Origin of the sequence: Curtobacterium sp. RIT-PI-V (assembly GCF_025642935.1) — a bacterium.
GTDB lineage: Bacteria > Actinomycetota > Actinomycetes > Actinomycetales > Microbacteriaceae > Curtobacterium.
Genome location: NZ_JANZKM010000005.1, coordinates 58610 through 81464 on the forward strand (window position 1 = coordinate 58610; position 22855 = coordinate 81464).

A 22855-nucleotide genomic window follows, 5' to 3' on the forward strand; every position below is an offset into this window, starting at 1 on the left:
AGAAGCCGCCGCAGGGCGAAAGGCAGCTGCCGCCTTTCGCCCTGCGCGTGCTAGCTTCCGTATTCGCGGATGGTGATGTTGGAGAAGGTGGCGGGGCCGCCGTCGGAGTACAGCGAGATACCTGTGTCGCCGGCGTCGAAGTTCACCTGGTTGGACAGGACCGTGTAGCCGGCGTTGACGAACACCTCGACGCTTTGCGTGTCGACGAGGATGCGGAGGTGCACGGCGCGGGCGGCCGGATCGATGGGTGCTGCAGCCCGCGTGTAGGGCGCCAACGCGAATCCTGCACGGTCGGACGGCGCGCGGTCGACGTACAGGTCGCTCCCGTACTTACCGATGTTGGTGTGTCGCGCCCCGTCCGTCGAGCGTCCGACCGAGACTCCGACGTTGGTGGCATTGGTCCACGTGACGTCGAGCTCGATCTCGTACGCGCGGCCGTTGTAGGGCAACACCACCGAACCGTTCACGGTCTGGTTCGCGATCGGCACGGTCCGCTTCGCGGTGCCCTTGAGCGCCGCGATCGGTGCACTGAGGAGGGTGTAGCGACCATCGGTCTGCTTCTGCAGCGTGATCTCGCGGACGATCGAGTTCTGGCCGTTGTACCCATCGGATGCGTCGGTGGGCACCTGCCGGTTCGCGTACTTCCAGTTGTTCATCCAGCCGAGGCCGTACCGCTTTGTTGTCGGCGCTTCGTTGGCAGGCCAGGTAACTGCCGCGTACCAGTCCCACCCCCAGTCGAGCCATTGCGGGGTGAGGTTGTCCGCCGTGTACGTGGTGCCGTTCCAGGAGCCGGTCCAGTACGCGTACGTGCAGGGCAGCCCCTCGTTGTAGGCGTCCATGCTGCCGGCGAGGACCCAGTGTTTGGTGCCGTCATTTGCTGTGATCTGGAAGAGGTCGGGGCATTCGATGCCGCCGAGGTTGTGGTCGGGGTAGTCGAAGTTGTGCTGCAGCGTCCAGTCGATGAGGTTCCTCGATGTGTAGAACGCGGCGTAGCGCTGCCGGCCGATGACGCAGACCCATTCGTTGCGGGCGTCGTCCCAGGCCACCTTGGGGTCGCGGAACCACTCGGCGTTGGAGATCTGCGCGTCGGTGGTTGCGACGCGTCCGTCGGTGTTGACGATGACGGGGTTCGGTCGGGCGGTGAAGGTGAAGCCGCCGTCGGTGGAGTAGAAGAGGTACTGCTCCTGGTATTTCCGAACGCCTCCGGTGGGGCGGGTGGCTAGCGCGATGACGGCGCCGGCGCCGTAGCCGGCGGTGTTGTTCGTGTCGATCAGGGTGCAGCCGGTCCAGGTGGGCAGGTTGGTCTGCAGGGGGATGACGGTGCCCTGGAAGGTGAAGTTGATGCCGTCGGTGGTGGAGACGTGGTCCCACCCACCGTCCCCGTTGTCGACATCGGAGTGCAGGTAGTAGAGCTGGTAGGCGCCACGGGTGAAGACCGGTCGCTGCGGGTCGGACAGCCATCCAGCCGGCGGGGTCATGTGGTACTTCGCGCGGAATGATGTCGCTGCGGTGGCTGACGTTGAAGCGGATCCTGCGGTGGCGGCCTGGGCGGCCTCAGCGGGTGCCGCGGTGGCGAACAGCGCCAGGGCGCCGATTCCGGCGCCCTGGAAGAGGGCTCGGCGGTGAATTTCAGAGGTCATCGTTGACTCCGGTTCGAGGGTTGGTTGGTCCTGCGGTGTGGGTGAGCGCCGTTGGTTGGACGGCGGGTTCGTGTGGTGTCTGGGGTTGCGTGAGAGCGTCGCGGATGATGCGGCGCGGGTCGTAGCGGCGCGGATCGAGTTCGGACCAGTCGATGTCGACCCCGGTCTGCTCTTCGATCTGCGCTTTAGTCGTGTCAGCCCATCCCCGCAGCTGACGCAAGAGAGCGGTGAGCTGCTTGGTGTGGGCGGCTAGCCGAGCCGGTCCCAGACATAACCCTGCGATGGCGGCGATGACGAGCAGCTTCTCGAGGTCCACGGTGCTTTCCTTTCGTCAGCCCGCCGGGGAGCGACTCACTCGTGGGACGGCACGGTGCCGTCGTGTACGACCGGGGCGCTGGCCGGGTCGGAGCTTTTCTTGTTGTCGCCGGCGTGGATCTCGCTGCGGAAGATGTTGAGCGACTGTCCCAGCCCTTTTGCCAGCGCGGGCAGCTTGGTGGCGCCGAAGAGCAGTATGACGATGCCGAGGATGATGAGCAGGTGGATTCCGGTGAGGTTGCCGAGCATGATGAGTCCTTCGTGTGCAGGCGGCGCAGCGGACGCTACGTCACGGGGTGGTGGTTGAGGAAGCCGTCGAGAGGCGCCGGGCGAGACGGCGGTCGTGTAGCCAGGCGACCGCGCACGCTGCGAGGTAGAGCACGCCCATCGGGATGGCGAGCAAGAACATCGACGCGATGTCAGCGGACGGTGTGACGAGTGCAGTGAAGATGAGGATGCACAGCACGGCGATGCGCCATGCACCGAGGATCGCTTTCGCGGTGAGGACCCCGACGAAGTTGAGCAGGACGAGGAACACCGGCAGGACGAACGCGATGCCGACGGCGAGGACAAGCTTCACGGCGAAGTCGTAGTAGGCCTTCGCGTCGACGATCGAGGTGTCCTGGTGGGCGACGAAGCTGCCGAGGATCTGCACGATGTGCGGCAGGACGTACCAGCCGAACCAGCATCCGCCAAGGAAGAGGGGAATCGCGGATCCGACAAACCCGACGGCGTAGAGCTTTTCCTTCCGCACCAGCGCAGGAACGATGAACGCCCAGACTTGGTACAGCCAGACAGGGCTGGCGATGACGACCGCGATGGTGATCGTGATTTGGAGGCGCAAATCAAAGGCGCCGCTGATGGCGGGGAAGTTCAGTTCCGCGGTGTGACCGCCGCCGGCGTTTGCGAGCTCGGTAACGGGTGCGCGGAGTTGATCGAGCACGAACGGTGTGAGGAACCAGCCGATGACCGCGGAGACTGCGATGGCGAGCACTGCGCGGAAGAGCCGCTTCCGGAGCTCGTTGAGGTGCTGCCCGAGTGACATCGTTCCGGCGGCGGGGCGCTCCTGCCGCGTCGTCCCGCGGGGAACGGACGGGGCGCTCATCTGGTGGGCTCGCCCAGTGCTGTAAGCACGTCATCGGCGGTTGGTAGATCCGCACCACGACGGCTCACGGTGATCGCCGCGGCGCTGGCGCTGACCTGCCCGAGTCGTGTCAGCGCGATGGAGTCCAGGGCGTCGAGCGTGCCGATGGTGTCCTGGAGTTGCCAGATGAGGGTGGCCATGTACGTGTCGCCGGCCCCGACCGTGTCGACAACATCGACGCGTTCGCTGGGCACGGCGATCCGCTCTCGAGTGGTAGCGAGCGTTGCGCCGGCGGCACCGGTAGTGATGGCGGCCAGCGTCACGCCGAGCTCGAAGAGCCGGTCGAGGACGACGTCGGCGCTGTCGCCCGGGTAGAGCCAGGCGGCGTCCTCGTCGGAGAGTTTCAGCACAGTCGCGTCTGCAGCGAGCTGCTCGAACCAGACCCGCTCAGCTGCAGCGTCCCCGAGGAGCGCGGGCCGGATGTTCGGATCGAACGAGACAATGCCGCCAGCGGCTGCGGTGCGCTGGACGAGCTCTCGCACTTTTCCCGCTCCCGGCTGCACGAACGCGCCGATCGATCCAGTGTGCAGCCATCGAGGCGCGTGCGGCAGGTGCGGCAGGTCCCATTCGATGCCGAACTCGTAGCTGGGCTGACCGTCGGGTGTGAGGCGGACTGTCGCCGCCGAAGTTCGCGTGGCACCGAAGACGCCGGGAACCAGCTCGACCCCTGACGCCTCGAGGTGATCGGCGATCTGGCGGCCGTGAGCGTCATCACCGAGCCACGTGGCGAATTCGACTGGCGCGCCGAGCCGTCCGAGCCCGAGGGCGACGTTCGCGGGGCTTCCGCCGGGGATCTCCCGTGTGGCGTCGTCGTGGACGATGTCGACGAGGGCTTCTCCCGCAACGGTGATTCGATGCACAGTCATCTCCTTCGATGATTGGGAACGAGGTGGTGTCGGCGAACCTGTCGGCGCCGCTCCGCTAGATCGAGGCGGATCCAGCCGTGGCGTCGGCGGCGGGAGCTGAAACAGTTGTGACGCTCGGCTTGAGATGCCACGCCAACGCCTGGTTTGGGGCTTCCACGCTCCACGGCGGCGCCTGCGTCGGGTAGACGCGCGTGGTGACGGAACGTCCTGCGCTGGTGAACAGTTCAAGAACCGATCCGTCCAGCAGCACTCGGACTGCGGGCCGGTCCGCGGTCCGGTCGTAGGGAGCACAAATCACCGCGGGGCTCGGGTCAGCGCGGTGATCCGTGCTGGCGTGCGCCCGGTCGACGGTGAGGGTGTCTGCATCGACGTCGACCGTGATGTCGAGGTATTCGGCATCGGAGAAGCGCAGCCGGATGCAGCCAGTGATGGCGACGGGCAGCACGATTTCGGCTTGCGCGCCGATGCGAGCACCGTTTGCAGCCTGCGAGCTGCCGACGCGAAGGGCGTCGATTGCGGGGTGGGGTTCGGTGCCGAGTCGACCGTTCGTGATCCACGCCCGGCGCGGTAGAGAGATCGCGCCGGACCAGCCTGCTTGCTCGGTCCACTGCTCGGTTCGGCCTTCGGTGACCCATCCGAAGAGCACCGGCCCCCACGAGCTGGTCCGCATCACGGAAGCTGCGTAGAAGTGCTGCCCTTCATCGACTTTGAACGGCGAAGGAGACACGGCCAGCGGGATGGCGACCACCTCGCCCGGGCCGTCGGCGTGGGACCAGGACGCCACGATCGCGATGTCGATGCCGTCGACGGTGAGAATCTGTGGGCACTCCCACCCTTCGCCGGTATCGATGCCGTTGACCGTGTCGCGTGCCATCGACACCAGATCGCCCGCGTGGCTCCAGCTGATGCCGTCGACGGATCGGTAGTGGCGGACGGACGCGGTGTGATTCCTGGCCGCCGCGCCGACCGCCATCGACCAGCCGTCGTCGGTCTGCCAGACGAATGGGTCGCGGAACATGGTGATCGCTTCGTCCACGGAAGGGTCGGCGACGACCTGCACGGGGGCGCCGTAGGTGTTGCCGCCGTCGGTGGATTCCGCGAGGAGGACCGACTGGAACGGACTGTGATCGACTTTGCCGGAGTAGTAGGCGCGGACGGTGCCGTTGTGCAGGACCGTGTTACCAGACCACGCGCCGCCGGAGTCGGCGCCACCGGGGACGGGGACGATCGCCGGCCGGTGGAGCGTCCAGTGCACGAGGTCGTCGCTGGTGGCGTGGCCCCACTCGACAGGGATCTCGAGGTCCACCCGCGGCCGGGACTGGAAGTACAGGTGCGCCTGCCCGCCGATGTCGATGGGGCCGTTCGGATCGTTGACGTACCCACGAGGGAGTCGGACGTGGAACTGCGGAAGGAGGTGGTCTGCTGCGGTCACGGCGGGTGCGGCTTCCTGGGGTGCTGGTGGCAGGGCGTGGAGGTCGGTCATCGGGACGACCCCGCGGTGACGCCTTCGATGAAGTACCGCTGCGCGAAGATGAACAGCAGCACGCTCGGAATCATGGTCAGCACGACGCCTGCGAGGACGACTGAGATCGATCCGGTGCCGAGGTTCCCCTGCAGGCCGACGAGCCCGAGCGGCAGGGTGAAGGTGTCCTGCTGGTTGAGGAAGATCAGCGGCCGGTAGTACTCGGCCCAGAAGCCGGAGAAGTTGAGAATCGCCAGCGTCGCGATCGCCGGGCTGGCCATCCGCGAGTACACGTGCCAGAACACCCCGAACTGGCTCGCGCCGTCGATGCGGGCCGCCTCCCCGAGCTCCTTGGGCATCTGCATGAAGTACTGGCGCATGAGGAACGTCCCGAATGCGCTGCCGAGCGCGGGGACGATCAGGGACGCGATGGAACCGGTCAGCCCCAAGTCCTTCAGGATGACGAACACGGGGATGATGATCGTCTGGATCGGCACCATCATCGTGGCGAGGAAGATGCCGAAGATGGTGTTCTTCCCGGGGAAGCTGATCATCGCGAAGGCGTACCCGGACAAGGTGCAGGTGATGGTCTGTCCGACGACGATGAGCAACGTCACGAGAACGCTGTTGACGAAGAACTGCCCGATCGGGATCTGGTTGAACACCGCCGCGTAGTTGCCGAAGTCCCACGAGAGCGGGATCCACTGCGGCGGGTTCTGGAACGACTCCGCCGGGGTGCGCAGCGAGGTGGTCAGCGTCCAGAGCAGTGGCCCAAGGGCGAACACGGCGGCGATGATCAGGATGATCATCCCCAGGATGCTTCCCACCTTGGCGACGGGCTTGCGGCGCCGAACGATGTGGCTTACGGCCGGCTGCGCGACGGTTTCCGGGGCGTGCAACGGGTTGAGGGTGTCAGTGGTCGTCATTGGTAGAACACCAGCTTTCGTGCGGCGATGAACTGGATCCCGGTGATGATGCCGATGATGACCAGCAGCAGGATCGCGATGGCCGAGGCAAACCCGAACTGCAGGTTCTGGAAGCCGGCCTGGTACATGGAGATCGTCGCGGTCGTCGTCGCGGTGCCGGGGCCGCCCTTGGTCATGATGAACGGCTGGTCGAACAGCTGCATCGCGTTGATCATCGCGATCACGGTCGCGAACAGGATCGTGGGGCTGATGAGCGGGATCTTGATCCGGAACAGAGTCCGCCAGGGGCCGGCACCGTCGATCGCTGCAGCTTCCTGCACGTCGACGGGCACCGCGAGCAGTGCGGCGACGAAGAGCACGAAGGTGAAGCCGACCTGCTGCCAAACCACCACCATCACGACCGTGACCTTCGCCCAGAAGGGATCGTTCAGCCAGTGCGCCCCGGGGAGCCCGATCTCGTTCAGGTAGTAGTTGATGAGGCCGAACTTGGTGTCGAAGATGTAGCCCATGAAGATCGACACGGCGGCGGTTGAAGCCAACAGCGGCAGGTAGAACGACGTGCGGAAGAACACGCGGGTGGCGTTGCGCTTCCGGTTGTTCGCCAGCACCGCCAGGAGCAGGCCGAGCGAGATCTGCAGCACGACGATGGCGATCGCGAGGGCGACGGTCACACCGAACGACGCTAGGACCGGCCCGTCGGTGAAGAGCCGCTTGTAGTTGTCGAACCCGACCCACTTGGGGCTGCTGATGACGTCCCACGAGGTGAACGAGAGCCCGAGGGAAGCGAGGATGGGGATGAAGGTGAACACGGCGACGAAGATCACCGCGAGCCCGATCATCAGGAACCCGAACGTGGACTCACGTCGGCGGGCACGCTTGGCCGCCGGCCGGCGGGCTGCGACCTTGGCCGCCCGCCGGATGGGTGTTTCTGTTGCTGCTGTCATCACGAAGCCTGCGAGGCTGCCTTCTCGATGTCTGCCTGGAGGCCGTCGAGCGCCTTCTTGGCGTTCCCGGACGAGATCGCCTGGGTGGTGCGCTGGTTGAGGGCGGTCGCGAGGGCGTTGTAGTACGGCGGTGCGGAGATGGGCACCGAGTTGTCGAGCTGGTCGTAGAACACCGACCAGTGCTCCGGCCCGGTTGTCTTGTACCGCTCGGCGGTCATCAGCGACTTCTGTGCCGGTGTAGTGACGTTGCCGGGCCAAAGGGCGTCGAAGCTCTCCGGCTGCACCATGACCTTGATGACCTCGAACGCGAGTTCCTTGTTCTTGGAAGAGTTGAAGATGCCGTAGCCGCCGGCGCCGAAGAGCGACTTGTTGCTCTTCCACGTGGGGAACTCGACGACATCGAAGCTGCCGTTCTTCATCCCGGCGTTGTGGAGGCCACCGGCCCAGAAGCCGCCACCGATGGTCATACCGATCCGTCCGGATGCCATCAGACCCTGCAGCGTGGCGCCACCGCCAACGTCGGGCGACGGGGACGCACCGGACTTCTGCAGGTCGATGACGTACTGCAGCGCCTCGATGGCGGCATCCGAGTTCGCCGTGGGGTCGCCCCACTTCCAGCCGCCCTTGCGTCCGGAGACACCGATCGGGTTGTCGGAGAAGGCCTTGCTGTTCCACAGCCAGTCGCCGCCGGAGTACTTGCCCTCCTCGAGCAGGTTCCCGTCGTTGGCGTAGAGGAACGAGGTCCAGCTGCCCCAGAGGCGAACGACCCAGTCGAAGGCGTAGGTGCCGCCGCCGACCTTTGCGATGCTCTCAGCCGAGGAGTGGAAGTCGTCCATCGACCACTTGCTCGTCGGGCGGGACAGGCCGGCCTTGTCGAACAGGTCGGTGGAGTAGAACATGCTGCCCGCGTTGAAGCTGTCGGGCAGCGTGTAGAGGTGCCCCTGGTACATCGTCGACTCGAGCAGCGCCGGGTGGGCCCCGGTGAAGTAGGTGTGCAGGTCCGAGAGGTTCTTCGTGACGTAGTCGTCGAGCGGGGTGAGGAGGTTCTTCGACGCCAGCAGCTGCTGCCCCTCGGTTGCCACGCTGACGATGTCTGGCACGTCACCCGAGGCGATCTGCGTGAGGACCTTCGCGAGGAAGTCGTTCCAGTCAGTCCCGTTAATCGCCGTGACCTGCAGGCTCGCCTTCTTGTCGAGCTGTTTGATCTTCGGCTCGATGGCTTTCTGCAGGGCCGTCGCTGCGCTCTGCTCACCGAAGTAAAGCATCTTCACCGTGCCGGAGGTGCTGCCTCCGCCGCCGGTGGTTGAGCAAGCAGCCAGCGATCCGATGCCGGCCAGCGCGAGGCCTGCGCCACCGAACTTGAACAGCGTGCGCCGGTCGATCGGGGTGCTGAATCCGTTCGCCATGGGTCGCTCCTCTCTGAGCGATCGTGACCCCGCTAGGTCGGGGCCAATACGTATTTGCACGGCGAGCGTACACAGCATGCAGAGCGGACGCAATACGTATTTGCTTCTGGCATGATGATGGCAACGGAGGAGGCTCAATGGCGAACCGCAAGCGCACAACGCAGTCACAGCGCGTCACCATGAAGGACGTCGCGCGCCACGCTGGCGTGTCCCAGCCGACGGTGTCGTTCGTCCTTAACGATCGCCGGGACGTTTCAATCGCTGCTGAGACGCGCACTCGTGTCCTCGAGGCCGCGAAGGAGCTGAACTTCCAGCCCAACCGGGCGGCGCAGTCGCTGCGATCGAATCGGTCCTACACAGTTGGTGTGATCGCCGACCGGCTTGTCTCCCAGCCCTACGCGGGTCACATCGTGCTCGGCGTGCAGCAGGCCGTGCAGGAGGCCGGGTACGTGTGCTTCGTGGTCGAGACCGCGCAGACGTCCGACGGAGGCAAAGCGGCCGTCGAGAACCTCGTCCAGCAAGGAGTCGCCGGCCTGGTCTACGCAGCGCCCGGGCCCGAGTACGTCACCCCGGTTGCCGGACTCGACGCGGTCCCAACGGTCTTCGTCAACTGCTTCCCACCCGAGGACGCACCCGCAGTCACCGTGCTCGCCGACGAGTACCAGGGCGGGTACGACGCCGCCGCCGCCGTCTTCGCAGCCGGCCACACCACCGTCGCCTTCCTCGGCGGCCCTGAGGACGACTACGCCTGCCAAGAACGAAAGCGCGGACTCGACCGCGCCGCCGCCGACGCGGGCATCCCGTCGACACAGATCAGCATCACGTTCGGCACCTTCCAGGTGGGATCCGGCTATGACCTCGCGGTAGAGGCCCTCGACGACGTGGTCATCCGTCCGACGGCGATCATCTGCGGCAACGACCGCATGGCGGTCGGCGCGCTGATGGCGGCTCAGGCACTGGGAATGCGATGCCCGGAGGACATCAGCATCGTCGGCTTCGACGACCAACCCGACCTCGCCGACCAGATGCACCCACCGCTCACCACCGTCGCGCTGCCGCACCAGCAGATGGGCTTTGAAGCCGGAACTCTGCTGCTAGCGGAGGCGGAACAGCCCGGCCGACACCTCGTGCCCTGCGAATACGTCGCCCGCAGCTCGCTTGCGGCCCCACGACCCGAAGGAACTTGAATGACGCTCCCGTCCAGCACCCATTTCCAGCCCCCGAACGGCTACGTCGGCGACGTCATCCCGTTTGAACACGAAGGCACCGCGTGGTTGTTCTACCTGCTCGACGAACGGCCGGACGCTCCGCCGCTCAAGCGAGCAACGGGCATGCCCTGGGCGGTCGTGACCACAACCGACTTCGTCACCTTCACCGACAAGGGCGTCGTACTGCCCTCCGGTGGCCCCGACGCGAGCGACTTTGACTGCTACACCGGCAGCGTTGTTCGTGATGAGGAGGGAACGCTGCACTTGTTCTACACGGGGCACAATCCCCGTATCAAGACCGGACCCGATGGCGGCTTCAAGGACGCGCAGGTTGTCGCGCACGCGACGTCATCCGGTGATCTGACCGACTGGACCAAGCATCCCGAGTGGGACTTCCCCGCACTCGCTGGCTACTCCCCCGAAGACTGGCGAGACCCTTTCGTCTTCCGTCCCAATGCCGACCGGCCCTGGCAGATGCTCCTCGCCACTCGGCGACCGGACGAGCCGTATCGGCGTTCCGGCGTCGTGGCACGGCTCGAGTCCGATGACCTCGTCACGTGGCGGGATGCCGAGCCGATCTGGGAACCGCACCGCTTCATCACGCAGGAGTGCCCTGACGTATTCCAGTGGGATGAGTGGTGGTACCTGGTGTACTCGGAGTTCTCCGACGCATTCTGCACCCGCTACCGCATCGCGAAGTCACCGGACGGCCCATGGTTCGCGCCAGCTGATGACACCGTCGACGGCCGAGCCTTCTACGCCGCGAAGACCGTCGCGCTCGGCGACCGCCGGTACTTTGTCGGGTGGATCGCGTCGAAGGAGGACCGGCGTGATGGCGGCGCGTGGCAGTGGGCCGGCACCATGGCGACGCTGCAGGCCCACCAGCGCGCCGACGGGACGTTGCGGTTCGACCTTCCAGAGGGCATTAAAGCCGCGTACACGAACGAGGTCGACATCACGGCGCGCCTCGAACCGGTCAACGATCCTGCCGCAGCGGTGGGTGCTGGCGCAACGACCCGATACGCGGCTTGGATCGGGCCGGAACTCCCGTCCGAGGCGCTGGTGGCCGTGGACCTCACGCTCGACGCGGACACCAGGTCGGTTGGGGTGCTCCTGCGCACCAGCGACGATGGCGAACAGGGGTACGCACTCCGCCTCGAGCCGGATCGGAACCGGCTCGTGTTGGACCGTTGGCCGCGCGGCAGCACCGGTGGGGAGCAGTGGCAGATCCTCGGCGACGTTCCGCACGCCGTCGAGCTCGAGCGCCCTGTAAAGCTTGCGGCCGGCGCGCATCACCTCGAGGTGCACTTGGACGGGGACGTCTGTGTCGCCGTCGTCGACGGGGCCGTCGCGTTGAGCGCGCGCCTCTACGATCGCCCCGCGGGGCGCGTCGGTGTCTTCGTGCAGGACGGCGTGTTCACTCTTGATCGTCTGACGGTCAGTACTCGCTAGCGCCAGCATCGACGAAGTGCGCCTGCACCGCATCACGGGGCAGGCGCACTTCGTTCGTTGCGTTACTTCCAGATCGACTTGAGGGTCCAGGCTCGGAGGTCAGGCATGAACTCGACCACCACGCTCGGAGGTCAATCGGTTTCCGAGACAGCGGGACCGCGCGAAGGAGCCGAGATTCTGCCTGGGTTCGACGCGTCTCAGATAGGTGGTCCGAAATAGGTTCCGGTGACGGTGCGGCGGATTCTGATGGTCGACGCAACAGATGGTCGATTTGGGGCTGGATTCAGGGTAGCTGGAGGGCTGTGTTGCGGCGCTTCTCGGCGTTGAATCGTTGGGTTGGAGTGTCGTAGTCGAGGCGCTTTCGCGGGCGGTTGTTGAGATCATTCATCACCGCGGCGACGTGGCTGGGGCTGTGGAGAGCAAGGTTGGTGCCCTTGGGGAAGTACTGCCGGAGGAGTCCGTTGAAGTTCTCGTTCGCGCCGCGCTGCCAGGGGCTGGAACGGTCGGCGAAGAACACGGGGACGCCGGTCGTGGCGGTGAGTTGTTCGTGGGCGGCCATCTCGACGCCCTGGTCCCAGGTCAGCGACCGTTTCAGGTGCTTGGGGATCGCGGCGAACGCTTCCGTGATCGCGGCGTTGACGCTGCGCGCGGTGTGATCGTTCGGGAGGTTCAGGACGATGCCGTAGTGGGTGGTGCGTTCGCGGAGGGTGGCCATCGCGGACACTGAGCCGACACCGACGATGAGGTCGCCTTCCCAGTGGCCGGCGGTCTGCTTGTCGGCTGCGTCGGCGGGACGCTCGGTGATGCTGGCCATGTTCCGGATCCGGGATCCTCGACCGATGGGGTTGTTCCACCTGGTGCGTCGGACTCGACGTCCGGTGCGGAGTTTGCCCGTGTAGCGCTTGTGCAGGCCAGCATCGTCCCGGAGGAGCAGGGCTCGGTAGATGGTCTCGTGGCAGATGCGCATGGTCGGGTCGGTGGGATAGGTCTTTCGCAACCAGCCACTGATCTCCTCCGGTGACCAGAACCGGTTCAGCTTCCGCTGCACCAGCCGCCGAAGAGCGGCATCGGCGACGAGGCGGTGCGGTTTCGGACGAGCGCGTTGGCGCCTGGCGTCATCGTCAGCAAGGTGCGGCAAGTAGTCCCCGCTTCCCGTCCGGTGCCGACGGAGCTCGCGACTGATCGTCGAGGGGTGCCGGCCCAGACGGACGCTGATCTGGCGTATCGAGAGCCCCAGTCGGCGTAGGTCGGCGATCTCGAGCCGTTCCCGCAGCGCCAGGTAACGTCCCGACGACGCCGGCTCGATAGGGCTCGCTGGCGGGATGCGGTAGCCGGCTCGTTGGCGAATCAGGTTGCCAGAGCGTCGAGACATGCCAAGCAGTCTGCAGGCGTCGATGTTGCTCATGCCCTGCCGCATCAGCTGCCAGTACTCGTCCTCAACGTCACGGGCCTTTCGCCCTCGCCGCGACGTCGTCCGTGACAGCTCAGCAACGCGCGCCGAAGCAGCCAACGCCTTGCGCAGCGCGGCGGTGGCGGCGCTCTGGTTACGGCGGATCCGGCTCTGCCGTTCCCGTTCAAGCAAGTCAGCGCGCTTCCCGCTCAGCCGAAGCGTGACGGCGACAGACGCGACGGACCTTCCCTCCCGGAGCTCGTCGAATCGACGTCGGACGAGCCGGTAGCCGGTCGCGCGGCCCAGCCCGGATTCCACCGCGGCATCTTCGACAGATGCACCCGCGTGAAACGCCGACCAGAACCGCTCCTCGACGCTCAGCTCGACGCGCAGATGATGCCTGCCGTCGAGGTTCAGACGCGCTTCCCACGAGGCCACGCGACTGCTCGTCACACCGACGACGGTCAACGCTGCTGCAGGGTCAGAACCGGAACGGCGCAGCTGCAGATACCGCTCGCGCAGGAACCGGTACCCGGTCCCCTTGCCGATGCCAGCGATTCGGGCGGAAGGTTTGAGACCGCGCCCCTCCCGGATCAGGGCGAGGAACCGGACAGCTTGCGGAGACGACAGGGACAAGTACAAGGGCAACACCTCGGAGGAAGGTGTTGCGTCGATCAAGTGAATCCGGGGAGCCCCATGCGTACGACCCCACGACAGCCACCGAAACGAAGAAGCCCACCGAGATCCTCGGTGGGCTTCTTCGTCGTGGCGACTCAGGACGATGTCCGAGCCGGCCGTTCGGTCGGGCTGACAGGATTTGAACCTGCGACCCCTTGACCCCCAGTCAAGTGCGCTACCAAGCTGCGCCACAGCCCGCGAGTTCCGGAGAACTCAGGATCCCTGAGGACCCTCGCCCACGTCCGACCGGAGCGCGAGCGACCGGTCCAGCATAGCGGACGTCAGACCCCCTCCGCGCCACGGCGAGTCGGACCGGACGAGCGTCCGGAGCCGCCCTGACGACCCGAGCGACACCGTCACCCCGGCCGCACCACTTCACGCCGCGCCGCCAACGACGGCAACCCGAGCCCGACGAGCAGCCCCCCGGCCCCGTCCGCCGCCAGGTCCCCGATGGTGTCGTCGTACCCGACGAAGATCGCCGAGTCGACGAAGTTGTGTCCGAGCCACTCCCCCATCTCCCACGCCGCCCCGATCGCGAGCCCGGCGCACAGCCCGAGGACCGCGACGACCACCCGGCGCTCCCCGTCCGGCGCCGGCACCGCGCGCAGGTCGGCACCGATGACGTACAACACCGCGGCGAGCAGCCCGGTGAGCACGACGTGCATGAACTTGTCCCACAGGAACACGCTCGTGTACCACTCGAGCACGCTCGACCACCCCGCGAGGAGCACGAGCACGCACACTGCCAGGTCGAACGCCGGTCGCAGTCCGAGCATCCGTGGCACCACGACCCCGAGCAACGACAGTGCCATCACCGGCAGCGCGGTTCCGCCCCACCCGATGCTCGCGACGACCAGGCTGACGAGCGTCAGGGCACGCACGACGTCGGCCACGAGGAACCGCGGCCGCAGGAACGTCGGCCCGAGCGCCCGGATCACGACGCCCACCGCACGACCGCGTGTACGGCCGCGTGGTCGGAGGGCCACACCCCGCCCGGCCGCCGGTTCGACACGGCCACCCGGTCGACGGTCGCGTCCGGCGTCACCAGGACGCCGTCGATCCGCCGGCCGCCGACACGCGGACTCCCGTAGTGCGGGTACGTCCCGTACGGCGCACCCACCTGCCAGGAGGCCCGCCCCCAGCTGTCGACGACGCCAGCGTCCGCCAGTGCTCGCCATGGTGCGGACCCCGCCGGGCTGTTCCAGTCGGCCATCACGACAGCGGGCAGGCCGCGCTGTCGCACGATCCGGCCGAGGAGCTCGGCGGACCGCAGTCGAGCCCACGGCGATGCGACGTCGAGGTGGGTCGCGATCGCCAGGAACCGGACGCCGGTCGCGCGGTCGTCGACGACGGCGCCGACGGCGTGCCGCGGGAAGGACGTGGCCCACGAACGCGAGCCCGGACGGTTCGGCCTGCGGGACAGCGCCCAGGTGCGCTGCTCGACGACGTCGAGCCGCGAGCGGTCCAGGAAGAGCCCGACCTGCTCCCCACCGCCGCGCGCGCCGCGCCCGACCAGGACGGGCTCCCAACCCGACCCGAGGCCGGCCGTGAGGTCGTCTGCCTGCGTGGGGAGGGCCTCCTGGACGGCGAGGACGGTGGGTGCTTCGGACGTGACGAGCGCGGTGATGGCATCACGGCGACGCTCCCATGCGTCCTGGTGTGCGGACGGTCTCGGCACGCGGCGGCGCACGTTGAGGGTCATGCAGTGGACCTCGGGCGACCGGACGGCTCCGATGAGCGGGTGGTCGTCGGGGTGGTGGGGCATGCCTCCCTTCTACGAGACGACACCCGTCGGATTCCCAGGGACCTCTCCGCGTGGCTCGTAGGGTGGCCCGATGCGTTCTCGTTCCACCCCTCGTGTCCTCGTCGCGATCGCCGTCTCCGGACTGCTGCTCGGAGCCGCCGGGTGCACCTCGAGCGGCCCGGACACGAGCCGCCCGACGCTCGTGAAGGCCACGGCGGAGACGGTCACGGTCGCCGGTGCCTCCGACGCCGCAGCACGGTCGGTGCGGGTCAGCAAGGCGCTCTTCGCGAGTGCTCCCGGCGCGATCGTCGCGGCGGCCGGTGATGCCGACGCGATCTCCGACGCAGCGAAGGCCGCGGCGAGCGCCCACGTCCCAGTGCTGCTGACCGCGAAGGGCGCCGAGGCCGGCGCGGCCGTCGCCGGCGAGCTCGACCGGCTCGGTGCCGACTGGTACCAGGCCGAGGGCGACGTGTCGGTCGACACCGACGTCGAACAGCGGAAGGTGCCCGACGGTGGCGACGCGCCGGAGTCGACCCGGGCCTCCCGGCAGGCGACCGTGGTGGTGGCGGACGCGAGCGCGGACGCTGCGGCCGTGGCGACCGCCAAGGCCGCTGGTGCGAAGGTGGTGGCCATGCCCGAGGGCGTGACCGACCCGGCCGCCGCGCCCGACGCGGTGACGGCGCTGCACGAGCGGAAGCAGCACCAGACGGTCCTGGTCGGCAGGGCGTTCGGTGCGCTGCCGGACCCGGAGTGGACGGTGCGGGCGGCCGAGGGCGGCTTCCAGCTCGCGCACGGCGGCCAGCGCCCGTTCGACGGACACCGCTACGTCGCGCTGTACGGGGCTCCCGGGGCGCCGGCGCTCGGGGTCCTCGGCGAGCAGGGGCCGGAGGCCACCGTCCAGCGTGCCGAGCAGGTCGCGAAGCCGTACGGGCCGGAGTCGGACGAACCCGTGACGCCCGCGATGGAGGTCATCGCGACCGTCGCCGCGGGTGACGCCGGGGCAGACGGCGACTACTCGACCGAGCTGCCGGTGTCGACGCTCGAGCCCTACGTCGATGCCGCGCACGACGCCGACATGCCCGTGATCATCGACCTGCAGCCGGGCCGCTCGGACTTCTTGTCGCAGGCCAAGAAGTACGAGTCGCTGCTGAAGAAGCCCGGGGTCTGGCTCGCCCTCGACCCGGAGTGGCGGCTGACGAAGGACCAGGTGCCGCTGCAGCAGATCGGCAGCGTGTCGGCGTCCGAGGTGAACGAGGTGTCCTCGTGGCTCGCGTCGCTCGTCAAGAAGGAAGGGCTGCCGCCGAAGGCCCTCGTGCTGCACCAGTTCCGGCTCTCGATGATCCAAGACCGGTCGGCGCTGAAGACGCACCCGGAGCTCGACATGCTCGTGCACGTCGATGGGCAGGGGTCGCAGCCGGACAAGCAAGCGACGTGGAAGGCGCTGCACGAGGGCGCTCCGGAGGGCCTGCACTGGGGTTGGAAGAACTTCTACGACGAGGACACGCCCATGCTGACGCCCGGGCAGACGATGGCGGACGTGCAGCCGACGCCGTCGTTGGTCACGTACCAGTAGCGGCTCGCCTGTCAGCGTTGTCCACAGACGGGCGCGCCCCGCTCAGCGGCGACGCGAAGCGTTGCGCGGGGCGCGCCGACCGAGCCTGCGAGGGAGGGGGCGCGTTTCGTCGGTTGCTCCTGACAGCATGGGGGCATGGACACCCCCACCGCCGCTCCGTCTGTCGTCTCGCCGTCTGCGGACATCGCCGCCGAGGCACAGCAGGCGCTCGCTGCGCTCACGGGGCGCCCCGACGCGGTCTTCCACCCCGGCCAGCTCGAGGCGATCTCGGCCCTGGTCGAGCACCGGCAGCGCGCCCTGGTCGTGCAGCGCACCGGGTGGGGCAAGTCCGCCGTGTACTTCCTCGCGACGCTGCTGCTCCGGCGCCGTGGTGGTGGCCCGACCGTCCTGGTCTCGCCGCTGCTCGCCCTGATGCGTGACCAGGTGGCGGCAGCTGCCCGCGCGGGGGTCCGTGCGGTGTCGATCAACTCGGCGAACGCACACGAGTGGGGCGAGACCCAGGCGGCGCTCGCCCGTGACGAGGTCGACGTGCTCCTCGTCTCCCCCGAGCGCCTGAACAACCCGAAGTTCCGCGACGAGCAGATGCCGACCCTGATCGCCCGGATGGGCATGCTCGTGGTCGACGAGGCGCACTGCATCTCGGACTGGGGCCACGACTTCCGACCGGACTACCGGCGGTTGGCCGAACTCATCCGCTCGCTCCCTCATGGCGTGCCCGTCCTGGCGACCACCGCGACGGCGAACGAGCGCGTGGTCGAGGACGTCGCCGAGCAGCTCACCGCCGGCCCGGCCGACCCGGTCTTCACGATCCGCGGGTCGCTCGCCCGGGCGTCCCTGCGGCTCGGTGTGCTGACGCTGCCCGACGCCCGGCAGCGGCTCGGCTGGCTGCTCGCGCACCTCGGCGACCTGCCCGGCAGCGGCATCATCTACACGCTCACGGTCTCGGCTGCCGAGGACATCGCTCGACTGCTGCGCGACAACGGGTACGCCGTCCGGGCCTACACGGGGCGCACCGACACCGACGAGCGGGAGCAGCTCGAGCAGCAGCTCAAGGGCAACGAGCTGAAGGCCCTCGTCGCCACGAGTGCGCTCGGCATGGGGTTCGACAAGCCGGACCTCGGGTTCGTCGTGCACGTGGGCGCGCCTTCGTCGCCCGTCGCCTACTACCAGCAGATCGGTCGTGCGGGTCGTGCCACCGACAACGCCGACGTGCTGCTGCTGCCCGGTCGTGAGGACCGTGAGATCTGGCAGTACTTCGCCAGCGCGTCCATGCCGACCGAGGCCCGGGCCTCCGCGGTGCTCGGCGCCCTGTCCACCGACACCGCGATGTCGACGGTCGCGCTCGAGGGCCTGGTCGACATCAAGCGCTCCACCCTCGAACTCCTGCTCAAGGTGCTCGACGTCGACGGAGCGGTTCGACGCGTCACCGGCGGCTGGGTCTCCACCGGGCAGCCGTGGCAGTACGACGCCCCGCGGTACGAACGGGTCGCTGCGGCACGTTCTGCCGAGGCCGCGTCGATGCTCGACTACGAGTCCACCTCGGCCTGCCGCATGCAGCTGTTGCAGCAGGACCTCGACGACCCGTCCGCGGAGCTCTGCGGTCGGTGCGACAACTGCGCCGGGGCGTGGTTCCCGACCGCGGTCTCCGACTCGGACTCGTCCGGTGCGGCTGCCGCGCTCGACAAGGTCGGTGTCGAGATCGCCCCGCGTGCCCAGTGGCCGTCGGGCATGTCGTCGCTCGGCGTCTCAGTACGGGGCAAGATCGGCGCCGACGAGCTCGTGCAGCCCGGCCGCGCGGTGGCTCGTCTCACCGACCTCGGCTGGGGTGGGCCGCTCCGTGCGCTGTTCTCGCCGTCGACGCCCGACGCTCCGATCTCCCGCGAGCTCGTCGACGGCTGTGTCCGGGCGCTCAAGGACTGGCCGTGGGAGACCCGGCCGACCGGGGTCGTGGCGATGTCCTCGCGGTCGCGGCCGCAGCTCGTGGGGTCGCTCGCCCAGGCGCTGTCGACGATCGGGCGGCTGCAGTTCCTCGGCACGCTCGACCGGAACGGCGGCACACCCCGCGGCGACGGTGCGACGAACAGCGCGTACCGGTTGTCCGGCGTGTGGGACACGTTCCAGGTCGGGCCTTCGCTCGCCGAAGCACTGCAGTCGCACGACGGCCCGGTGCTGCTCGTCGACGACCTGGTCGACAGCCGGTGGACGATGACCGTCGCGGGCCGCGAACTCCGGCGTGCCGGGGCCGCCGCCGTGCTGCCCTTCGCGCTGGCCACGGTCGCCTAGCGCTGCGCGCGCGTACTGACTCGGAACGACTTCCTCGACGTCGTACGACATCGACAGTGTCGTTCGGCGTCGGCGTCGGCGTCGGCGTCCGGCGCGGGCGGGCGGGGCTAGCGGCGGGCGGGCTTGGGGAACGTGGCGCGCATGTGGTCGGTGGTGAGCACGTCGCCGATGCCGATCATGAGCAGCGAGAACACGATCTGCTCGATCACCATCCAGAACGGGTACAGCCCGGGGATCGCCGCCACGATGAGTGTCACGATCGGGAAGATCCGGCTGAACAACCGCACTCGCTGGTACGCCCAGTAGTACCCGAGCTGTGCCCGCCACGCGAACACGTAGAGCGTCAGGGTGATGAGCAGCACGACCGTCGCCCGGAACCACACCGCCCACGGCACGGTCTCCCCCGCGCGCGTCAGCAGCACGGCCACGACGATGGCAGCGAGTCCGACGATCGTCTCCGCGACGAGCAGCCACCGGATCCACCGGAAGGAACGCACGGTGTCGGGGTGCTCGAGCATGTCCTGACGGATGACGTACCCGCCCTGGCGACCTCCGGCCAGCCGGTCGAGCCGCAGCCGGCACCACAGGCGGTCGGCGAGGCCACCGAGTCCGTCGTTGCGCTGCGTCACCAGTACATCGTGCCGCATCGAGCGACCGCCGGCGTACCGCGCGGGTACCGACGCCGACCCCGAACGACGTCATCAAGGTCGCACGACGTCGACGATGTCGTTCCGGATCGGCGGAGGACTACCAGGGCCAGCCGGCTCAGTCGCTCGGCACCAGCGCCGCGCCACCCAGCACGGTGCCGGTCGCCGCATCGAGCAGGACGAGGGAGCGGACCTCGTCGGGCAGGGTCCACGGGTCGCTCAGCACGACGGTCAGCCCTTCCTCGACGCCGGCGGCCTGGAAGACGTCGAAGGACTCCCCGGCCGGCGTCCACTCCGGGTCCTTCCCACCGGTGACCGTCCCACCGGACAACACGACGTCGACCGGGCCCGTCGTTCCCGTCTTCAGGTGCGAGATGTCCACCGCGAGGGTGGCGTCACCCGTGTTCCCCGCGATGTGGACGTGGCCAGAGGCAGCGGCGCCGTCGATGCCGACGATGTCCCCGGAGACCGGCGGGACACGGCGCCACCACGGCTCGATCGGCGACGAATCGACGGGCTGCACGGCCGGGGACGCCTCGGGCAGGGGTACGCCGAGGCCGTTCGAGGGTCGCAGCCCCTCCGTCGGCGACTGCGCGGGTTCAGGCGCGGCACGGTCGGAGCGGGTGACGGTGTCGTCCTCGGACGGTGCGTGCGAGACCGTCCAGAGTGACACCGAGCCGACGACGACCACGGCGACGAGGACGCCCACCAGGGCGAGCCGACGTCGATCCGTTCCCCACCGCCCGATGCGCACGCTCCCATGATGCCGCGCGGACGCCGCGGACGCGCTCCGGGCCTCCCGGCCGAACGCGAACGCACAACGCGCCCCGTGCAGACGGGACGCGTTGTGTGTGACGGAGCTGCGACTCAGCGCTTCCGGCGCTCGCGCACGCGCATGTTGACGTTGATCGGGGTGCCGGAGAAGCCCCAGACCTCGCGGAGTCGACGGGTGATGAACCGTCGGTACTGCGGGTCGAGGAACGCCGACGTGAAGAGCACGAAGGTCGGCGGCTGGCTCGACGCCTGGGTCCCGAACAGGATGCGGGGCTGCTTGCCGCCGCGCACGGGGTGGGGGTGCTCCTGGACGAGCTCGGCGATGAAGGCGTTGACCTTGCCCGTCGGGATCCGGGTGTCCCACGACGCGAGGGCGGTCTCGAGCGCCGGCACGAGCTTCTCGAGGTGACGGCCGGTGCGGGCGGAGATGTTCACGCGCGGGGCCCAGGCGACGTGCGCCAGGTCCTGCTCGATCTCACGCTCGAGGTAGCGGCGCCGTTCGTCGTCGAGCAGGTCCCACTTGTTGTAGGCCAGGACGAGCGCACGACCCGACTCGAGCACCAGGTCGATGATGCGCAGGTCCTGCACGGAGACGGGCTCGGTGACGTCGAGGACGACGACGGCGACCTCGGCCTTCTCCAGCGCCGCGGTGGTGCGGAGCGAGGCGTAGAAGTCGGCGCCCTGCTGCATGTGGACGCGCTTCCGGATGCCGGCGGTGTCGACGAAGCGCCACACCTTGCCGCCGAGCTCGATCTGCTCGTCCACCGGGTCGCGGGTGGTGCCGGCGATGTCGTTCACGACGACGCGCTCTTCACCGGCGGCCTTGTTGAGCAGCGAGCTCTTGCCGACGTTCGGACGGCCGAGGATGGCGACGCGGCGGGGGCCACCGACCTCCTGCTTGGCGACGGCCGAGGTGTCGGGCAGCGTCTTGATGATGAGGTCGAGCAGGTCCGCGACGCCACGGCCGTGCAGCGCCGACACCGGGTGCGGCTCGCCGAGCCCCAGGTTCCAGAGCTCGTAGGCGTCGAGTTCACGGCGCTCGTCGTCGGCCTTGTTCGCGACGACGATGACGGGGCGGTCGGTGCCGCGGAGCATCTTGACGACGTGCTCGTCGGTGGCGGTGATCCCGACCGTGACGTCGACGACGAACAGCACGGCGTCGGCCAGGTCGATCGCGACCTCGGCCTGCGCGGCGACCGAGGCGTTGATGCCCTCGGCGCCGGGCTCCCAGCCGCCGGTGTCGACGAGCGTGAAGCGCTTGTCGTTCCAGTCGGCCTTGTAGCTGACGCGGTCACGCGTGACGCCGGGGACGTCCTGCACGACGGCCTCACGACGACCGAGGATGCGGTTGACGAGCGCGGACTTGCCGACGTTCGGGCGGCCGACGATCGCGAGCACCGGGTAGGCGGGCAGGTAGTGGACGCCGTCCTCGCCGACCTGACCCGCCTCGAGCAGGGCGAGGTCCTCGTCCTCGAGGTCGTACTCCTCGAGTCCGGCGCGGAGCGCGGTCGCCCGCTGCTCGGCCTCGGCCTCGTCGAGCCCGGCGAGCCGCTCGCCGAGGGCGTCGTCGTACTGGGGGAAGTCGTCGTTGTCCGGGTTGTCCAACTGAGCCATGGTGGGTTCCTCGCGAGCGGCCGGAGCCGCGGTGTCGGTGGCCGTTCCCGGCCGGGCCGGAGATCCGGCCGTGGTGTGACCAGGCGGCCGAGGCCGTCCGGTCGTGCGTCAGTGCGTGGCCGCGCGGGCCAGGTCGACGACCGCCTGCACGGTCTGGTCGAAGTCGAGGTCGGTGGAGTCGAGCGTCGTGACGCCGTCTGCGGCGTTCATGAAGTCGACGACCTTCGCGTCCGCCGCGTCTCGACGAGCGAGTGCGGCGGAGGTCTCTGCGGCCGACTGGGTCGTGACCTCCGCCGAGCGCCGGGCCATTCTAACGGACTCGTCGGCCGTCAGCAGGATCCGGACCTCGGCGTCGGGTGCGACCACCGTGGTGATGTCCCGACCCTCGGTGATGATGCCCGGTGCGTCGGTTTTCCGCATGACGTTCCGGAACAGCTGCACGAGGCGGTGTCGGACGTCGGGGAGCTTCGCGATGTGGGCCACCGCGCCCGTCACGTCCGGGGTGCGGATCGCGTCGGTGACGTCGGTCTCCCCCACGCGCACGTAGTAGTCGTCGGGGTCGGTGCCGATGGCGTAGTCGAAGGTGTCCCAGCTCGCCAGGATCGCCGCCGCGTCGTCGAGGTCGACCCGCTGCTGCAGGGCGTGCCAGGCGAGGGCGCGGTAGGCGGCACCGGTGTCCTGGTAGCCGTAGCCGAGGGCTCGGGCGGCCGCGCGGGAGACGCTCGACTTGCCGCTGCCCGCGGGGCCGTCGACCGCGATGACGATCTTCGCGACGTAGGCGCCGTCGGT

At 68.4% G+C, this 22855-nt stretch carries 20 protein-coding genes and 1 tRNA gene; 4 read left to right on the forward strand and 17 right to left on the reverse strand.

Translation table 11 applies throughout. From position 1 onward, the window contains the following. Positions 1-50 precede the first annotated feature (50 nt). The 9 genes from OGL88_RS05440 to OGL88_RS05480 form a co-directional block, all read right to left on the reverse strand. Positions 51-1640 (reverse strand): glycoside hydrolase family 32 protein, encoded by a 1590-nt coding sequence (locus OGL88_RS05440; RefSeq protein ID WP_263090327.1) that lies wholly within the window; start codon positions 1638-1640, stop codon positions 51-53. After that, positions 1630-1956 carry a hypothetical protein gene (locus OGL88_RS05445; RefSeq protein ID WP_131847214.1) on the reverse strand — a complete coding sequence of 109 codons (327 nt, stop codon included), beginning with the start codon at positions 1954-1956 and terminating at the stop codon, positions 1630-1632. The genes OGL88_RS05440 and OGL88_RS05445 overlap by 11 nt, the downstream gene beginning before the upstream one ends. 35 nt (positions 1957-1991) lie before the next feature. Further along, positions 1992-2204 carry a twin-arginine translocase TatA/TatE family subunit gene (locus OGL88_RS05450; protein WP_263090332.1) on the reverse strand — a complete coding sequence of 71 codons (213 nt, stop codon included), beginning with the start codon at positions 2202-2204 and terminating at the stop codon, positions 1992-1994. Between the two features lie 40 nt (positions 2205-2244). Further along, entirely contained in the window at positions 2245-3060 is an 816-nt protein-coding gene (gene tatC, locus OGL88_RS05455) for a twin-arginine translocase subunit TatC (protein ID WP_263090335.1), read from the reverse strand. Beyond that, positions 3057-3959, reverse strand: a complete 903-nt coding sequence (locus OGL88_RS05460) for a carbohydrate kinase family protein (RefSeq protein WP_263090337.1) — start codon at positions 3957-3959, stop codon at positions 3057-3059. The genes tatC and OGL88_RS05460 overlap by 4 nt, the downstream gene beginning before the upstream one ends. Before the next feature lie 61 nt (positions 3960-4020). Continuing rightward, positions 4021-5397, reverse strand: a complete 1377-nt coding sequence (locus OGL88_RS05465) for a glycoside hydrolase family 32 protein (protein WP_263090339.1) — start codon at positions 5395-5397, stop codon at positions 4021-4023. 47 nt (positions 5398-5444) lie between these two features. Further along, positions 5445-6353: a carbohydrate ABC transporter permease gene (locus tag OGL88_RS05470; RefSeq protein WP_131847224.1), complete on the reverse strand. Its 909-nt coding sequence runs from the start codon at positions 6351-6353 to the stop codon at positions 5445-5447. Then, positions 6350-7297 carry a carbohydrate ABC transporter permease gene (locus OGL88_RS05475; protein ID WP_263090340.1) on the reverse strand — a complete coding sequence of 316 codons (948 nt, stop codon included), beginning with the start codon at positions 7295-7297 and terminating at the stop codon, positions 6350-6352. Before OGL88_RS05475 ends, OGL88_RS05470 begins: the two co-directional genes overlap by 4 nt. Further along, positions 7297-8703 (reverse strand): ABC transporter substrate-binding protein, encoded by a 1407-nt coding sequence (locus OGL88_RS05480; protein ID WP_131847228.1) that lies wholly within the window; start codon positions 8701-8703, stop codon positions 7297-7299. Before OGL88_RS05480 ends, OGL88_RS05475 begins: the two co-directional genes overlap by 1 nt. Before the next feature lie 137 nt (positions 8704-8840). Here OGL88_RS05480 and OGL88_RS05485 point away from each other — a divergent pair, with 137 nt between their 5' ends. Together OGL88_RS05485 and OGL88_RS05490 are read left to right on the forward strand one after the other, a co-directional pair. Beyond that, positions 8841-9890 carry a LacI family DNA-binding transcriptional regulator gene (locus OGL88_RS05485; protein WP_263090341.1) on the forward strand — a complete coding sequence of 350 codons (1050 nt, stop codon included), beginning with the start codon at positions 8841-8843 and terminating at the stop codon, positions 9888-9890. After that, the gene (locus OGL88_RS05490; protein WP_263090342.1) at positions 9891-11363 is read left to right on the forward strand and encodes a GH32 C-terminal domain-containing protein; all 1473 of its coding nucleotides are present in this window, start codon (positions 9891-9893) and stop codon (positions 11361-11363) included. It begins immediately after the preceding gene. Between the two features lie 283 nt (positions 11364-11646). Here the strand turns inward: OGL88_RS05490 and OGL88_RS05495 are convergent, their stop codons facing one another. The 4 genes from OGL88_RS05495 to OGL88_RS05510 form a co-directional block, all read right to left on the reverse strand. Continuing rightward, complete coding sequence (locus OGL88_RS05495) at positions 11647-13395, reverse strand: IS30 family transposase (RefSeq protein ID WP_263090343.1); 1749 nt, start codon at positions 13393-13395, stop codon at positions 11647-11649. A gap of 160 nt (positions 13396-13555) precedes the next feature. Then, positions 13556-13629 (reverse strand) — tRNA-Pro (locus tag OGL88_RS05500). A 158-nt stretch (positions 13630-13787) separates the two neighbouring features. After that, complete coding sequence (locus tag OGL88_RS05505) at positions 13788-14369, reverse strand: hypothetical protein (protein ID WP_263090345.1); 582 nt, start codon at positions 14367-14369, stop codon at positions 13788-13790. Beyond that, positions 14366-15196, reverse strand: a complete 831-nt coding sequence (locus OGL88_RS05510) for an endonuclease/exonuclease/phosphatase family protein (RefSeq protein WP_263090346.1) — start codon at positions 15194-15196, stop codon at positions 14366-14368. The genes OGL88_RS05505 and OGL88_RS05510 overlap by 4 nt, the downstream gene beginning before the upstream one ends. A gap of 70 nt (positions 15197-15266) precedes the next feature. Between OGL88_RS05510 and OGL88_RS05515 the strand changes: the two genes are divergently transcribed. After that, a complete protein-coding gene (locus tag OGL88_RS05515) occupies positions 15267-16748 on the forward strand; it encodes a hypothetical protein (RefSeq protein WP_263090348.1) in 1482 nt (493 codons plus the stop codon). A gap of 135 nt (positions 16749-16883) precedes the next feature. Beyond that, a complete protein-coding gene (locus OGL88_RS05520; protein WP_263090349.1) occupies positions 16884-19031 on the forward strand; it encodes a RecQ family ATP-dependent DNA helicase in 2148 nt (715 codons plus the stop codon). Positions 19032-19138: 107 nt separating this feature from the next. Here OGL88_RS05520 and OGL88_RS05525 read toward each other — a convergent pair whose 3' ends face one another. From OGL88_RS05525 to cmk, 4 genes are all read right to left on the reverse strand, one after another. Next, entirely contained in the window at positions 19139-19660 is a 522-nt protein-coding gene (locus OGL88_RS05525; RefSeq protein WP_123293894.1) for a hypothetical protein, read from the reverse strand. Between the two features lie 136 nt (positions 19661-19796). Continuing rightward, entirely contained in the window at positions 19797-20432 is a 636-nt protein-coding gene (locus OGL88_RS05530) for a hypothetical protein (protein ID WP_263090350.1), read from the reverse strand. A gap of 113 nt (positions 20433-20545) precedes the next feature. Then, the gene (gene der, locus OGL88_RS05535; protein WP_111084613.1) at positions 20546-22066 is read right to left on the reverse strand and encodes a ribosome biogenesis GTPase Der; all 1521 of its coding nucleotides are present in this window, start codon (positions 22064-22066) and stop codon (positions 20546-20548) included. 108 nt (positions 22067-22174) lie between these two features. Next, a complete protein-coding gene (cmk, locus tag OGL88_RS05540) occupies positions 22175-22831 on the reverse strand; it encodes a (d)CMP kinase (protein WP_111084641.1) in 657 nt (218 codons plus the stop codon). Positions 22832-22855: the final 24 nt, after the last annotated feature.

Excerpts from the sequence above, each read along its gene's own strand:
- OGL88_RS05510 (WP_263090346.1), bottom strand. The coding sequence starts at position 15,196 with ATGCCCCACCACCCCGACGACCACCCGCTCATCGGAGCCGTCCGGTCG.
- OGL88_RS05520 (WP_263090349.1), top strand. The coding sequence starts at position 16,884 with ATGGACACCCCCACCGCCGCTCCGTCTGTCGTCTCGCCGTCTGCGGAC.
- der (WP_111084613.1), bottom strand. The coding sequence starts at position 22,066 with ATGGCTCAGTTGGACAACCCGGACAACGACGACTTCCCCCAGTACGAC.
- OGL88_RS05475 (WP_263090340.1), bottom strand. The coding sequence starts at position 7,297 with ATGACAGCAGCAACAGAAACACCCATCCGGCGGGCGGCCAAGGTCGCA.
- OGL88_RS05450 (WP_263090332.1), bottom strand. The coding sequence starts at position 2,204 with ATGCTCGGCAACCTCACCGGAATCCACCTGCTCATCATCCTCGGCATC.
- OGL88_RS05515 (WP_263090348.1), top strand. The coding sequence starts at position 15,267 with ATGCGTTCTCGTTCCACCCCTCGTGTCCTCGTCGCGATCGCCGTCTCC.
- OGL88_RS05480 (WP_131847228.1), bottom strand. The coding sequence starts at position 8,703 with ATGGCGAACGGATTCAGCACCCCGATCGACCGGCGCACGCTGTTCAAG.
- tatC (WP_263090335.1), bottom strand. The coding sequence starts at position 3,060 with ATGAGCGCCCCGTCCGTTCCCCGCGGGACGACGCGGCAGGAGCGCCCC.
- OGL88_RS05470 (WP_131847224.1), bottom strand. The coding sequence starts at position 6,353 with ATGACGACCACTGACACCCTCAACCCGTTGCACGCCCCGGAAACCGTC.
- OGL88_RS05485 (WP_263090341.1), top strand. The coding sequence starts at position 8,841 with ATGGCGAACCGCAAGCGCACAACGCAGTCACAGCGCGTCACCATGAAG.
- OGL88_RS05490 (WP_263090342.1), top strand. The coding sequence starts at position 9,891 with ATGACGCTCCCGTCCAGCACCCATTTCCAGCCCCCGAACGGCTACGTC.
- OGL88_RS05440 (WP_263090327.1), bottom strand. The coding sequence starts at position 1,640 with ATGACCTCTGAAATTCACCGCCGAGCCCTCTTCCAGGGCGCCGGAATC.